The following is a 13,293-nucleotide window of genomic DNA, read 5'->3' as shown; positions in this document are numbered from 1 at the left end:
CGCCGGGCGTGCGCTGCGTACCAAAGTACCTGATCAGTCGGGGAAGCCCTGGAGCAGCCACTCGGCGGCGAGGCGACCGGAGGCCGCCAGGGAGGCGTTCTCGGCCGCCCACGCGGCCCGGCGGCGGCGCTCCCGGTCGTCGTCCTCGGCCAGCGCCGGGTCGAGCCGGCGGTCGAGGGCGGCGATCATGGCCTCGGCCACCGCGTCGGCGTCGTGGTCGACGGCCGCGCCCAGGCCGTTGTCCTGCACGAGTTCGGCCGCGACCCCCGCCCCCGCGTAGACGACCGGCGTCCCGCACGCGGCGGCGGCGTAGATCTTGGTGGGCTTGGTGAAGTCGTAGCCGATGCCCGGGAGCACCGCGCCGAGGGCGGCGACGGCCCCCCGGGTCCACTTCGCGGTCTCGGCGGCGGGGCGCAGCCCCTCGAAGAGCACGCTCCCCGGGGCGAGCCGCTCGGCGATCTCCTGGACGCGGTCGATGTCGGAGCCCCTGCCGAAGAAGCGCAGGCGGGCGTCGGGGTGGGCCTCGAGGACGCGGGGCATGGCGCGGACGAAGACGTCGGCGCCCTGCCACTCGGACATCGACCCGGCGTAGACGAAGTAGGGGGCGCCGGGCTCGGCCACCGGTCCGTCGGGGCGAAAGACGTCGGTGTCGATGCCGTTCTCCGCCACGAGCACCTTCTCCCAGACCACGCCAGTGACGGACTGCAGCTCGCGGCCCATGGCCTCGGACACAGTGAGCACGCCCGCGGCCCGCCGGGCCGCGAGGGTCTCCATGACGCGCATGGCCCGCTTCACCGGCGCGGAGACCTCCATCTTCTCGGCGGCGGTGGTCCAGATGTCGGGGGCGTACCAGACGTAGGGACGGCCCCGCAGGAGGGAGGAGACGAGCACGGCCATCCCCGTGGTGGGGGGCGGTTCGCTGACCACGAGGTCGGCCCGGGTGGCCAGCAGCCGGAAGAGGACGGGGACGTCGAAGCTGAGGTACTGGACGATCCCGCGCACGTAGTCGAACCGGTCGCGCAGGACGGGCCACCGGCGCACGTCGTAGGGCTCCGGCTCGATGACGGACCCGGCGGGCGGGCGCGTGGTGAGGACCGTGACCTCCGCCCCTGCCTCGGTCAGGCCACGGGCCAGGGCCCGCAGCCGGAAGGACGCGGCGGCCGGCTCGGGGGCGAAGATGCGGCTGACGATGACGATGCGGCGGGGAGTCACGGGACCACCTGTTCGGAGCTGCTCGACGGGAGGGGACGGAACGGACGGGGGCCGGGCACGACGACGTCGGCCACGGGCGCTCCAACTGTACTGGTCTTGCCCGGCCGTCCCGGGCGGGCGCGCCCCGGGGCCGCGGGGGCCGGCCGGGCGGACCCGCTCACCGGACGGTGCGGCTCGTCCACGCGAGCACGCCCGGCCGGAAGAGCAGGACGAGCACGACGACGGCCGGCACCGCCGTCGCCAGCCCGGGCCCCCACTGCCCCGACCGGAGCAGGGGGTAGGCGAGCACCAGGAGGAAGAGCTGGACCACGAGCGCGGCCGCGCGGGGCCACCGGAAGCCGCGCCAGAGGCCCCGTCCCACGCGCAGCAGCCACAGGGCGCCCCCGGCGAAGACCGCCGCGAGGAAGACCGTTCCGCCCACGGTCAGGGGCTCCTCGAACAGGAGGGACCAGACCAGCCGCAGGGCGGCCCCGGCGAGGACCAGCGCCTCGAGCAGCACCACGCCGGTCAGGACCGCGACCGCGCGGGGCCGGGCGTCCCGGGAGGGGGTGGGCATGGGGTTCTCCTTCCGGCCGGGCGGCGGGCCCCGGCGCTCCCCGCCACCCTAGTCCGCCCGCCGCCGGCGCGGCCCGCCGTGCGGATCGTGCGACGGCCCGTCCCGGGCGTCCTGTGAGCAACGCCTCACCGACCCGGCTGTGACGCGCCACCCAAAGCCCTTGTCCGCACCCCTCCGGCGTGGGAAGGTGGACGTCAGTTCTTCACAAGGCCCGTGCGAATGGGCCTTTTCTCTTGTCCCGGACGCGGCCGCCGCAGGATCCTTCTGCCCTGCCCTGACGGGACCCACCCTTGAAAGGAGCGATCGCTGACCATGGATTGGCGTAGTCGCGCAGCATGCCTGGAGAAGGATCCCGAGCTGTTCTTCCCCGTGGGCAACACCGGACCTGCTCTCCTGCAGATCGAGGAGGCGAAGGCCGTGTGCCGCAGCTGCCCGGTGATGGACACCTGTCTGCAGTGGGCCCTCGAGTCCGGCCAGGACGCGGGCGTCTGGGGCGGGATGAGCGAGGACGAGCGCCGCGCCCTCAAGCGCCGCGCCGCCCGCGCCCGCCGCGCCTCCTGAGCGCTCCGCTCGCACCGAGGACCGGGAACCCTGCGGGGTCCCGGTCCTCGCCGCTTCCCGGGCCCTCGCCGGATCAGTCGTCGAGACGGGCGCACACCGTCACCTCGGTGCCCCCGCCCTGCCGCGGTTCCCAGCGGATCCAGCCCCCGAGCTCGCCCGCCACGAGGGTGCGCACGATCTGCATCCCGAGCCCCTCGCCGCCGCCCGCCCTGCGGAAGGCGCCGACCCCGGACTCCTCGATGACCACGTCGCCCATCCCGGCGCCGTCGTCGCTCACCACGACCTCGAGCAGCTGACCGGCGCCGTCCTCGTCCTGCACCCTGGACGCCTCCAGGGTGACCGTTCCAGTCCGCCCGGCGAGGCCGTGCTCGACCGCGTTCGTGACGAGCTCGTTGATCACGAGCGCCAGCGGGGTGGCCAGGCGGGTCGGCAGCTCCCCGAACTCCCCGATGATCCGCGTGTGCACCGTCTGCTCGGGCGCGGCCACCTCCGCCGCGAGCCGGAACTGCCGGGCGATGAGCTCGTCGAAGTCCACGTTCTGCGTGAACCCCTGGGAGAGCGTCTCGTGCACCATCGCGATGGTCGCGACCCGGCGCATGGCCTGCTCCAGCCCGTGCCGCGCCTCGTCCGAGGTCATCCGCCGGGCCTGCAGGCGCAGCAGCGCGGAGACCGTCTGCAGGTTGTTCTTGACGCGGTGGTGGATCTCCCGCACGGTCGCGTCCTTCGAGACGAGCTCCAGGTCCCGGCGGCGCAGCTCGGTGACGTCCCGGCAGAGCAGCACCGCGCCGAGCCGTCCGGACCGGTCCCGCAGCGGGACGGAGCGGAAGTTGACGCTCACGCGCGCGCCCTCCACCTCGCTGCGCCACGCCGTCCGGCCGCTGAGCACGGGGGCGAGGGTCTCGTCCGCGTCCGCCCCCGGCACCAGCACGGGAGGCACGAGGTCCATGAGCCGCTCCCCGAGCAGCTCGCCGTCGATCCCCAGCCGGCGCAGTGCCGACTCCGCGTTGGGCGAGACGTAGGTCACGCGGTCCTCGGCGTCGAGCCGGATCGCGCCGTCCCCGACGCGCGGCGCGCCGCGGCGCGAGCCCGTCGGGGCGGAGAAGTCCGGCCACAGGCCCTCGTTGGCCATCCGCAGCAGCGCGTCGGCGGTCTCGCGGTAGACGATCTCCTGCCGGGAGACCACCTGACCCGGTGCCCGTCCGGCGTGCAGGGTCAGCAGGGCGAGCGTCCGCCCCTTGCGCACGAGCGGGACCACCTTGACCGGCCCGGAGGCACCGGCCCCCTCCCCCGACGGGCGCACCCGCTCGATCCGCCGGCCGACCCAGGCGGCCCGCAGGGGCCCGCTCAGCCCGTCGGGCAGCAGCTCGCCCACCATGTCCTTGTGGAAGACCGTGGGACCCGTCGCCGGCCGCACGTGGGCGAGCACCCGGAACGAGCTGCCGGGGGTCGGCATGCCGCGCCCGTTGCCGCTGCCCGCGGCCGGGATGTAGTCGGCCGGGAAGCTGAGGATCAGGTCGCCGAAGGCGAGGTCGGAGATGAGCTGCCAGTCCCCCACGAGCAGGTGGAGCCACTCGTAGTCCCCGGGCCCGAAGTCCTTGGTGTCCCTGAGCGGTTCCGTGAACGCCACGTCGCCTCCGGTGGTCGCAGGTGGGGAGGGGCCGGACGGCGCCCCCCGCGATCAGCGCCGCAGCCAGGCCCCGATCCTGCCGCCCAGCCTAGTACCGCGCACGAGCGGGTCCTCGTCCGCCCCCGCCTCCCCGGGCTCGGCGAGCACCCGGCCGGCCAGCTCCCGGAGCGCGGCCCGCACGGAGGATCCCGCCGCGGTCTCCGCGAGGACGGCCCCGGCCAGCAGCGCCTCGTCGCAGGTCTCCGGGTCCCACGGCACGAACAGCTCGACCGCCGGGCCGGAGCCGAACCGCGCCCACGCCTCCCGGACCCCCAGCTCGGGTGAGCGTCCCGCCGCCGAGCGGCGCAGCTTGTTGACGGCGACGACGAGCCGGGCCCCGGGCGCGGCCGCGGCGACGTCCGGCAGCCCCTTCAGCAGCCTCGGCACGCCGATGGTGTCCGCGGCGCCCACGGCCACCACCACGTCGGCGCGCTCCAGGACCGTGAGGGCCGCCGCGTGCCGGCGGGGAGCCATGGTGTCGACGGTGAGCTCCTCGTCGGCCTCCAGCGCGAAGCCGCAGTCCACCACCGTGGTGCCGAACTCCTGCACCGAGCGCTCCAGCACCGCCGCCACGGCGCTCGAGCGCAGCTCCGGCCAGCGGTCCTGACGGGTCAGCCCCGTGAGCACCCGGACGGTGCGCCCGGCGACGGCCACGTCCGCGGCCGTCCGCCGCAGGTTCGCCCCGTCCAGCCGCCCCTGGTCGGCGAGCCGGCACGCCTGGGCGAGACTCGCCGCCTCGTCCAGCATCCCGAGGGCCGCGGCCACCGAGGGTCCGTAGGTGTCCGCGTCGACGAGTGCCGTGTCCTGCCTCAGGAGCGCGAGCTCCGCGGCGAGGTTGACGGCCACCGTGGTCCGGCCCGGTGCTCCGGTGGGCCCCCACACCGCCACGATCCGCCCGGCGCCCCGGGGAGCCGGGAACTCGGCGCCGTCGCTGTCCTCCCCCTCCTGCGGGTGCCCGCCGGCCGCGGGGGCGGGCGCGCCGGGCACGGCGGCCGTTGCGTCGGCGCGGCCCGCCGCGACGACGTCGGCGTAGCCCACCGCGCTCCATGCGCCCGACACGGCGGCGACGGCCTCCTCGACGAGGCGGGCGGCGTCCTCGGGGGCTGCTCGCTCCGGGACGACCACGGCGCCGAGACCGGCGAGGCGGCGGTGGTCGTGGCCCTCCAGCACCAGCAGCGCCGCGCCGCCGAGCCGGATCTGCTCGAGCAGGCTCGCCGTGAGGTCCTCGGCGCCCTCCGCCACGAGGGCGGCCCGGCCGAGTCCGGCGCGCGCCGCGGCCAGCAGCTCCGTGAGGTCGAGGCAGCGGCGGACCACCGTGACCGGTCCGTGCAGCCGTTCGATGCCGTCGACGAGGGGCCAGGTGGAGACCCCGAGGGCCATGACCGGGAGGACCATCACCGGCCGCCCGCGAGATTCCACACGAGCGTGACGCGGGCGTCGTTGCCGAGCGCGTCCACGAGCTCCTCCATCGGGTCCTCGTCGACCAAGACGTGCACCACGGTGCCGCGGCCCGCGCCGAGGGCGGTCTGCTCCGTCTGCACGGCGGCGACCTCGGCCGCCGGGAGCAGCAGGCGGGCCGGCTCGTGGCCGCGGCCGGAGGGCTTCTGGGCGGCGACCCAGACGTCCACGCGCGTTCCCGCCCCGGCGTCCTGGGGCAGCGGATGGTCCACCGGGACGGCGACCGGCTTGCGGCCCAGCCGGTCCGCGGTGCCCAGCGCGGATCCTGGCAGCAGCTGGCCCGCCGGGATCCGCTGCGTCGCGACCGTGCCCGGCCCCGGTGCCGCGTCCGCCGGGACGTAGAGGTCCGCCGCGTCCTACAGCCGGACGTCGACGGCCACTAGGTCCTCCCCGGTCACGTCCTGGCCGACCTCGATGTCCCGGGCGGCCGCCAGGTAGGGGTCCGTGCGGTTCGTGGCGGTGACCACGGCGGTCACCCCGGCGACGGAGAGCAGCACGAGCAGCAGCCCGGTGAGCAGCCTTGGGTCCCGCCAGGTCGGTCTCCGGAACCGGGCCGACGGGGCGTCCGTGCCCCTGACCGTGCCGCTCATCGGCGACCGCCTCTCTCGTTGCCCGGCACGGCCGTGGGGACCGTGCTCGTGGCCCACATTCTGCCCGCGGCCGTGGTGCCCCGGGAACCTGTCGGTGCACAACTGGGGACAGGATGCGCGCCCCGGCCCCCCGTGCCCGCCCGAGGCGGGCGGTGGCGACGCCGCATGTGGACGGGGAGCAGTTGCGCCTCTTCGGTGGCAGACTGGAACGGGAGAGCAACCACGAGCAAGGAGGCGGAGGATGGCGCAGCAGCGCTTCCTGACCTTGGCGGACGTCGCCGAGATCCTCAACATCTCGGCGACGCAGGCGAGGGCTCTCGTGCGCAGCGGGGAGCTGCCCGCCATCCAGGTGGGCGGCCGCGGCCAGTGGCGCGTCGAGACCGCCAAGCTGGAGGAGTACATCGCCCGCGGCTACGAGCGGACTGCGGAGGCGGTGCGCTCGGGCGCGCTCGACTGATCCACCGGGACGGCGCCGCCGACCGTCTCACCCCGCCGTGAGCGAGGAGACGCAGACCAGCGCGGGGAACGGCACGGCGCGCAGCGCGGTCACGCTGCCCCGTCTGCGGTAGTCGTCGTCGGGGTGCAGGGCCAGGTCGAAGAAGTCCGCGCCTACCTGATCGACCGTCCCCTCGAGCTCGCCCAGCGGTCCACCGCCGGCGAGCCGGATCCGCACCCCGGCCCTGGCCCGGGCCAGGGCGCGCAACGCGTGCCCCAGGCCGAGCCGTAGGGCCAGCGGGTCGTCGCCGGGCGCCCACCCCCGGCCGAGGGACTCCCACCACAGGACGGACCCCAGCGGCACCAGGTGCTCGGTGCCCCGGTCCTCAAGGACGACCCAGCCGGAGCCCACCGTGCGCACCCGGCCCTCGAGCGGCACGGCCTCGGTGAGCAGGACCCGGACGGGTTCGCCCTGCCGGAGGCGCAGCCGGTCGGTCAGGCGCACCCGGGAGTACTCCGCGCGGGCCTGCTCCGCCGCCTCCTCCTCCACGCCCTGCTGGTGCGCGGAGGCCAGCTGCGCCTCCAGGTCCGCGAACAGCTGCTCCCAGCGCACTGCAGAGCCTCCCCTTCCGGCTCCCGGGCCGTCCGGTCGCGCAGGGCCTCAACGTAGGCGTCCGCCCTGCCCTCGTCAAGGAACGCCATGTCCCCCGCGGACCGCTGAGGCCTTTACACGGGCACCGGCGAGTGCTAACAATGTCTCACGACGTCAAACAGCAACAAATGCTGTCAAATGACATGAAACGTCACTTTCCGGGAGATCAGATGATCAGCACGCCAGGATCCGCGAGCACCGCGTCCGCTCCGCTGTGGTCGGTGCTCCTGGTGCCCGCCCTGGGTGCGGCCACCGCGGCCTGCGGCGCCGCCCTGGCCGGTGCGGGCGGCGTCCGCACCGCCGGGGGGCCGGACACCGGGACGCTGATCGGGCTCGCGGCGGCCGTGCTCGGCTGCGCCGTGGTGGCGGCCTGGATCCTCGCCGCCGCCCTGGCGGTGCTCGCGGTGCTGGCAGGTCACCACCGCTGGGAGCGCCTGGCCGGGATCTGCGGGCGGTGCTCCCCCGCTCTGCTGCGCCGCGCGGCGGCCACGGCACTGGGCCTGCAGCTGCTCGCGGCCCCGGCGGCGGTCGCCGTCGATGCACCCTCCCCGTTCTGGGGCGCCGGGGCGTCCGCGCAGGAGACGACCCCCGCCGCGGAGGAGACGACCCCCGCCCCGGAGGCGCCGGGCCCGGCGCCCGCCCCCGGTGCCGGACCTCGGCCCGGCCCCGACCGCGAGTCCGCCCCGGGCGGGGAGTCCGCCCCCGCGCCGTCGACGGCTCCAGATCCCTGCTTCCCGCGGACCGGCCCCTCGGTGGCGGAGCGCACGGTGGACGGCGCCGTCACGGTCGTGCGCGGGGACACATTGTGGTCCCTGGCCGCCTCCCACCTGGGCCCGGAGGCCTCCGACGAGCAGGTCGCCCGTGCATGGCCCCGCTGGTACGAGCTGAACCAGCCGGTGCTCCCGGACGGACCGCACCGGCTCCTGCCGGGTCAGCGGCTCGTCGTGCCCGGCGCCGGGGGGCCCTGACCCGCCCCGGCTCCGCGGCACCTCACCATCGACACACCGCAGCACCGTTCCCAGGAGGCCCGTCATGAACGCACCCACCGCCGGTTCCGACCCCGTTGCCCGTCCGCTCGCGCCCGAGCGCGGACGTCCGGCGGCCGGGTCCCCCGCCCGCCGGGGGCGCCCGGCGCCGCCCACGGCCCCCGGCGGCTACACGTGGGGCGCCACGCGTGTGCTGGGCCACGACGTCGAGGACGAGCTGGGCCGCGTGACGGCGCTGGCTCGGTCCATCGGCCAGGCGGCCGTGGAGGTGCTGGGCGGGAGTCGGCCGGCGGCACAGCTGGGCCGCTGGACCACCCCGGAGATCGTGGAGCGCTTCCAGCAGCGCGCCGACATGCTCCGGCTGCTCCAGGAGCAGTTCGAGGGCAAGGCCGCGCTGCAGGAGCTGCACCGGAATCCCCACGTGCGCAGGTGCCGGGTCTGCCGGGTGGACCGCGGGGTCTACGAGGTGGCCCTGGTGGTGGTCGAGCCGAGGCGCAGCCGGGCCGTGGCCATGCGGGTGGAGCGGCTGGGGCGGGGCTGGAGCGTGACGCAGCTCGAGGTCGGCTGACCCCGCCTTCCCGCCCCTGCGCATTCGACCCAGGCGGACTGAGCCCCCGGCGGACCCGGTCCTCGGCGGGCTCAGCCCTCCGCGGACTCGGCGCTGGCGGCCCGGGCGCGGGCCCGGCGCCCGGCCCGGTTGGCGGAGGCCGCGGCGGCGTCCGCGTCGTCCTCGCCGCGGCCCGCCGTGGTGGGCTCCGTGCGGGTCTGCGTGCCGCCGGTCTCGGCGGGCGCGGTGTACTGCAGGAAGCTGGGCTGGCGAGGGATCTGCAGGTCGACGGGTCCGCCGTCGGCGCCCACGCGCTGGCGGCGGATCTCCATCCGGTACAGGGTCGAGACCGTCTCCTCGCGGATCGCGCCCATCATCTCCTGGAACATCGCGTAGCCCTCGCGCTGGTACTCGACGAGCGGGTCGCGCTGGGCCATCGCCCGCAGGCCGATGCCCTCCTTAAGGTAGTCCATCTCGTAGAGGTGCTCGGGCCACTTGCGCCCGATGACCGACAGCAGCACGCGCCGCTCCAGGTTGCGCATGGCCTCCGCACCCACCTCCTCCTCCCGCTGGTCGTAGACGAGGCGGGCGTCCGAGAGGATCTGCTCGCGCAGGAACTCCGCCGTGAGCCGCGTGCGGCCCCCGGCCTCCTCCACGACCTCGTCGACCGACAGGGTCACGGGGTAGATGGTGCGCAGGGACTCCCACAGGCCGTCGAGGTCCCAGTCCTCGGGGTGGCCGACCGCCGTGCGGTCCTGGACCGTGGAGGTGACCACCTCGTCGACGAACTGGACGATCTGCTCCTGGAGGTCGTCGCCCTCGAGGACCCGGCGGCGGTCGCGGTAGACCGCCTCGCGCTGGCGGTTGAGGACGTCGTCGTACTTGAGGACGTTCTTGCGCTGCTCGGCGTTGCGCCCCTCGACCTGGCTCTGCGCGGAGGCGATGGCGCGGGAGACGATCTTGTGCTCGAGCGCGGTGTCGTCCGGCGCCCCCGCCATGAGCCGCTGGGCGGCACCGGCGTTGAACAGCCTCATGAGGTCGTCCGCGAGGGAGAGGTAGAAGCGGGACTCGCCCGGGTCCCCCTGCCGCCCGGAGCGCCCGCGCAGCTGGTTGTCGATGCGCCGCGACTCGTGGCGCTCGGTGCCCAGGACGTAGAGACCTCCGACGTCGACCACCTCCTGGTGTTCGGCGCGGGTCTCCTCCTCGCAGCCGGCCACCACGTCCGGCCACACGCGCTCGTACTCCTCCGCGTCCCGCTGCGGGTCCAGGCCCTTCTCCCGCATCCGGTCCACGGCGTTGAACTCGGCGTTGCCGCCGAGCATGATGTCGGTGCCGCGGCCGGCCATGTTGGTGGCCACGGTCACCGCGCCCTTGCGGCCGGCCTGCGCGACGATCGCCGCCTCCCGGGCGTGGTTCTTCGCGTTGAGAACCTCGTGGCGGACACCGCGCTGGGCGAGCAGCTTGGAGAGGTACTCGCTCTTCTCGACCGACACGGTGCCCACGAGAACCGGCTGGCCCTTCGCGTGCCGCTCCTCGATGTCCTTGACCACCGCGGCGAACTTCGCGACCTCGTTCTTGTAGACGAGGTCGGGGCGGTCGATGCGGACGAGGGGGCGGTGCGTCTCGATGGACACGACGCCCAGCCCGTAGGTGTTCATGAACTCCGCGGCCTCGGTCTCGGCGGTGCCGGTCATGCCCGCGAGCTTCTCGTAGAGGCGGAAGTAGTTCTGCAGGGTGACCGTGGCGAGGGTCTGGTTCTCCGCCTTGATCTCGACCCCCTCCTTCGCCTCGATGGCCTGGTGCATGCCCTCGTTGTAGCGGCGCCCGGCGAGGATGCGCCCGGTGTGCTCGTCGACGATCATGACCTCGCCCTTGAGCACCACGTAGTCCTTGTTGGCGCGGAAGAGCTCCTTGGCCTTGATGGCGTTGTTGAGGAAGCCGATGAGCGGGGTGTTCTGGGCCTCGTAGAGGTTGTCGATGCCGAGCCAGTCCTCGACCTTCTCGATCCCGGACTCGAGCACGCCGACGGTGCGCTTCTTCTCGTCCACCTCGTAGTCGGTGCCAGCGTCGAGCCGCTGCACGAGGCGGCCGAACTCGGTGTACCACCGGTTGGCCTCGCCGGAGGCGGGCCCGGAGATGATGAGCGGGGTGCGGGCCTCGTCGATGAGGATGGAGTCCACCTCGTCGACGATCGCGAAGCTGTGGCCGCGCTGCACGAGCTCGTCGGGGCTCCACGCCATGTTGTCGCGGAGGTAGTCGAAGCCGAACTCGTTGTTCGTCCCGTACGTGATGTCGGCGACGTACTGCTGGCGGCGGGTCGCCGGGTCCTGGTTGGCCAGCACCACGCCGGTCTCCATGCCCAGGAACCGGTAGACGCGCCCCATGAGGTTGGCCTGGTACTCGGCCAGGTAGTCGTTCACGGTGACGACGTGGACGCCCTTGCCGGAGAGGGCGTTGAGGTAGGCGGGGGCCGTCGCCACGAGGGTCTTGCCCTCGCCGGTCTTCATCTCGGCGATGTTCCCGAGGTGCAGGGCGGCGCCGCCCATGAGCTGGACGTCGTAGTGGCGCTGGCCCAGGGTGCGGGACGCGGCCTCCCGGACCACGGCGAAGGCTTCGGGCAGCAGCCGGTCCAGGGACTCGCCGTCGGCGACCCGGGCGCGGAACGCGTCCGTCTCGGCGCGCAGCTCTGCGTCGCTGAGCTCCCGGAAGCCGTCCTCGAGGCTGTTGATGGCGGTCGTGTAGGACCGCAGCCTTGTCAGGACCTTCTTGTCTCCGGTCCTGAGGACTTTCTCCAGGAATGACGCCACGTGCACACGCTCCTCGTGTTCGACTGCCGTGCTGGGACTGATGGGGGGGTGTCCGGCACCCGCTCCAGTCTACGGGAGCCGGTGCCGGTCTCCGGGCGCGGACGAGCCCGGTGGCCGCGACCACCGGGCTCTTCCGGGGCGGGACCCGGCCGGCACCCAGCCGGACTGGCCCGCCGACACGGGGGTGCGGTCAGCCGGCGGGCTCGGGCTGGTAGGCCCGGACGCTCTCCTCGGACTCCTCGCCGTTCTCGCTGAGGCTGATGACGCCGTAGCTCCAGCCCTTGCGGCGGTAGACCGCGGAGGGCTCGCCGGTCTCCTTGTCGACGAAGAGGTAGAAGTCGTGGCCGACGAGCTCCATGTGGTCGACGGCCTCGTCGACGCTCAGCTCGGAGGCCGGGAACCGCTTGCGCCGGATCTCGACGGGGGTGACCGCGTCGGTGAGGCTCACGCTCTGGTCGAACGCCTCCTGCTCGGCGGTCGCGAGCTCCGCGGCGGTGGTGTAGATGGGTCCGGAACTGGGGACCACGGGCAGGGCGCCGGTGGCCTCGTGAACGGCCGTGGGACGGTGGGCGCCGCGGTGCACCTTGCGGCGGTCGCGGGCCCGGCGAAGGCGCTCGAGGAGCTTGCTGTAGGCCTCGTCGAAGGCGGCGAACTTGTCGTCGCCGCGCGCCTCGGCCCGCAGGACGGGGCCGCGTCCGGAGACCGTGATCTCCACTCCCATGCCCTGGTGGCCGGGCAGCGCGTGGTCCTTGGTGACCTTGACATCAATGCGCTGGACCTTCTCGCCCAGCTCCTCGAACTTGACGACCTTCTCGGCGGCGTACTCCTTGAACCGCTCCGGTACGGCGACGTTGCGCCCCATGACGTTCAGTTCCATGATGCCCTCCAAATCTCGGGGGTGACGTGGGCGGATGGGGCCGCCCACCCGGGAGGATTGTTGCGTCCCGTGACTCAACGTTAGTTGAATCACACGGGATATTCACCCGGCCGGGCCGGACCCGAATCAGCGGTGAGCGGAACTGCCGGCGGCCGCACGGCGGCGAGCACCACCGCCCCGAGCACCTCGGCCCCGCCGGCCCGCAGCGCGCGGGCCGCCTCCCCGAGGGTCGCCCCCGTGGTGAGCACGTCGTCGACGACGACGCACCGGGCGCCGGGGGCCGCGGCGGCCCGCATGGACCCCGCGGGGCGGGCCCGCCGGCCCGCGGTGCCCAGCCGCTTCTGCGCCGGCCCGGTCAGCGAGGCCCCGGCCGCCCGGTGCCGCAGCCCGCGGCTGACGACCGCGCCGGCGGGGAGCGCGCCGCGGCGCGCGCAGTCCTCGAGCAGCAGCCGCACGGGGTTGAACCAGCGCCGCCGCAGGGCCGCGGGGCTGGTGGGCACCGGGACGAGCAGCACGGGCCCCGCCGGCCAGCCGGGGGCGGCCGCGTGCAGGGCCGTGGCCAGGCAGGCGGCGAGCACGGGGACCAGGTCGGTGCGCCCGGTGCTCTTGAGCGCGAGCAGACAGGTGGCGAGTTCGTGGGCGTAGCGGCCGGCGGCGACGACGGGCAGCGGGGGGTCGAGCAGCGGCGCGGCCGAGGACGCCTCGAAGGGGCGGGCGCAGGACCGGCGCAGCAGCAGGCGGCAGGCACGGCACAGCGCGGTGCCCGGGGCGCGGCACACGGCGCACTCCACGGGCAGGAGCACCTCGGCGGCCTCGGCCAGCCGGTCGAGGGCGCGGGCGGCCGCCCGGTCGAGGGCGCGGGCGGTGGGCGGGGTCGCGGGCATGCGGCCATCCTGGCCCGTGCCGGACGGCCCGGCCGGGGTGCGGCCGACGATCCGGACGGCCC

At 74.7% G+C, this 13,293-nt stretch carries 14 protein-coding genes; 4 read left to right on the top strand and 10 right to left on the bottom strand.

What is annotated here, in order from left to right; genetic code table 11:
* Positions 1–33: 33 nt before the first annotated feature.
* Together RF647_RS09600 and RF647_RS09595 are read right to left on the bottom strand one after the other, a co-directional pair.
* Positions 34–1,212 carry a glycosyltransferase family 4 protein gene (locus RF647_RS09600; protein WP_368811528.1) on the bottom strand — a complete coding sequence of 393 codons (1,179 nt, stop codon included), beginning with the start codon at positions 1,210–1,212 and terminating at the stop codon, positions 34–36.
* Positions 1,213–1,369: 157 nt separating this feature from the next.
* Positions 1,370–1,768 (bottom strand): hypothetical protein, encoded by a 399-nt coding sequence (locus RF647_RS09595; protein ID WP_109268064.1) that lies wholly within the window; start codon positions 1,766–1,768, stop codon positions 1,370–1,372.
* A gap of 312 nt (positions 1,769–2,080) precedes the next feature.
* Between RF647_RS09595 and RF647_RS09590 the strand changes: the two genes are divergently transcribed.
* Positions 2,081–2,329 (top strand): WhiB family transcriptional regulator, encoded by a 249-nt coding sequence (locus RF647_RS09590; RefSeq protein WP_017833636.1) that lies wholly within the window; start codon positions 2,081–2,083, stop codon positions 2,327–2,329.
* A 73-nt stretch (positions 2,330–2,402) separates the two neighbouring features.
* Here RF647_RS09590 and RF647_RS09585 read toward each other — a convergent pair whose 3' ends face one another.
* From RF647_RS09585 to RF647_RS09570, 4 genes are all read right to left on the bottom strand, one after another.
* Positions 2,403–3,956 carry a sensor histidine kinase gene (locus tag RF647_RS09585; protein ID WP_368811527.1) on the bottom strand — a complete coding sequence of 518 codons (1,554 nt, stop codon included), beginning with the start codon at positions 3,954–3,956 and terminating at the stop codon, positions 2,403–2,405.
* 51 nt (positions 3,957–4,007) lie between these two features.
* On the bottom strand, positions 4,008–5,390 hold the full coding sequence (locus RF647_RS09580) for a CpaE family protein (protein ID WP_368811660.1): 1,383 nt from the start codon (positions 5,388–5,390) through the stop codon (positions 4,008–4,010).
* The gene (locus RF647_RS09575) at positions 5,390–5,665 is read right to left on the bottom strand and encodes a hypothetical protein (protein ID WP_368811526.1); all 276 of its coding nucleotides are present in this window, start codon (positions 5,663–5,665) and stop codon (positions 5,390–5,392) included. The genes RF647_RS09580 and RF647_RS09575 overlap by 1 nt, the downstream gene beginning before the upstream one ends.
* 144 nt (positions 5,666–5,809) lie before the next feature.
* Complete coding sequence (locus RF647_RS09570; protein ID WP_368811525.1) at positions 5,810–6,043, bottom strand: hypothetical protein; 234 nt, start codon at positions 6,041–6,043, stop codon at positions 5,810–5,812.
* A 241-nt stretch (positions 6,044–6,284) separates the two neighbouring features.
* On the opposite strand from RF647_RS09570, the gene RF647_RS09565 reads away from it, so the two are divergent.
* A complete protein-coding gene (locus tag RF647_RS09565) occupies positions 6,285–6,500 on the top strand; it encodes a helix-turn-helix domain-containing protein (protein WP_017833632.1) in 216 nt (71 codons plus the stop codon).
* A 27-nt stretch (positions 6,501–6,527) separates the two neighbouring features.
* Here RF647_RS09565 and RF647_RS09560 read toward each other — a convergent pair whose 3' ends face one another.
* The gene (locus RF647_RS09560; protein ID WP_368811524.1) at positions 6,528–7,091 is read right to left on the bottom strand and encodes a hypothetical protein; all 564 of its coding nucleotides are present in this window, start codon (positions 7,089–7,091) and stop codon (positions 6,528–6,530) included.
* A gap of 209 nt (positions 7,092–7,300) precedes the next feature.
* Between RF647_RS09560 and RF647_RS09555 the strand changes: the two genes are divergently transcribed.
* On the top strand, positions 7,301–8,098 hold the full coding sequence (locus tag RF647_RS09555) for a LysM peptidoglycan-binding domain-containing protein (protein ID WP_368811523.1): 798 nt from the start codon (positions 7,301–7,303) through the stop codon (positions 8,096–8,098).
* A gap of 64 nt (positions 8,099–8,162) precedes the next feature.
* Positions 8,163–8,684, top strand: a complete 522-nt coding sequence (locus RF647_RS09550) for an Rv3235 family protein (RefSeq protein WP_368811522.1) — start codon at positions 8,163–8,165, stop codon at positions 8,682–8,684.
* A 71-nt stretch (positions 8,685–8,755) separates the two neighbouring features.
* Here the strand turns inward: RF647_RS09550 and secA are convergent, their stop codons facing one another.
* The 3 genes from secA to RF647_RS09535 form a co-directional block, all read right to left on the bottom strand.
* Positions 8,756–11,470 (bottom strand): preprotein translocase subunit SecA, encoded by a 2,715-nt coding sequence (gene secA, locus RF647_RS09545; protein WP_368811521.1) that lies wholly within the window; start codon positions 11,468–11,470, stop codon positions 8,756–8,758.
* 190 nt (positions 11,471–11,660) lie between these two features.
* A complete protein-coding gene (gene raiA / locus RF647_RS09540; protein WP_017833627.1) occupies positions 11,661–12,347 on the bottom strand; it encodes a ribosome-associated translation inhibitor RaiA in 687 nt (228 codons plus the stop codon).
* 89 nt (positions 12,348–12,436) lie between these two features.
* A complete protein-coding gene (locus RF647_RS09535; RefSeq protein WP_368811520.1) occupies positions 12,437–13,231 on the bottom strand; it encodes a ComF family protein in 795 nt (264 codons plus the stop codon).
* Between the last annotated feature and the right edge of the window lie 62 nt (positions 13,232–13,293).

Source organism: Kocuria sp. CPCC 205263, assembly GCF_040981075.1.
Classification (GTDB): Bacteria; Actinomycetota; Actinomycetes; order Actinomycetales; family Micrococcaceae; genus Kocuria; species Kocuria rosea.
The sequence above is the reverse complement of the archived record's forward strand: the minus strand, read 5'-3'. Positions and strand labels throughout refer to the sequence as shown.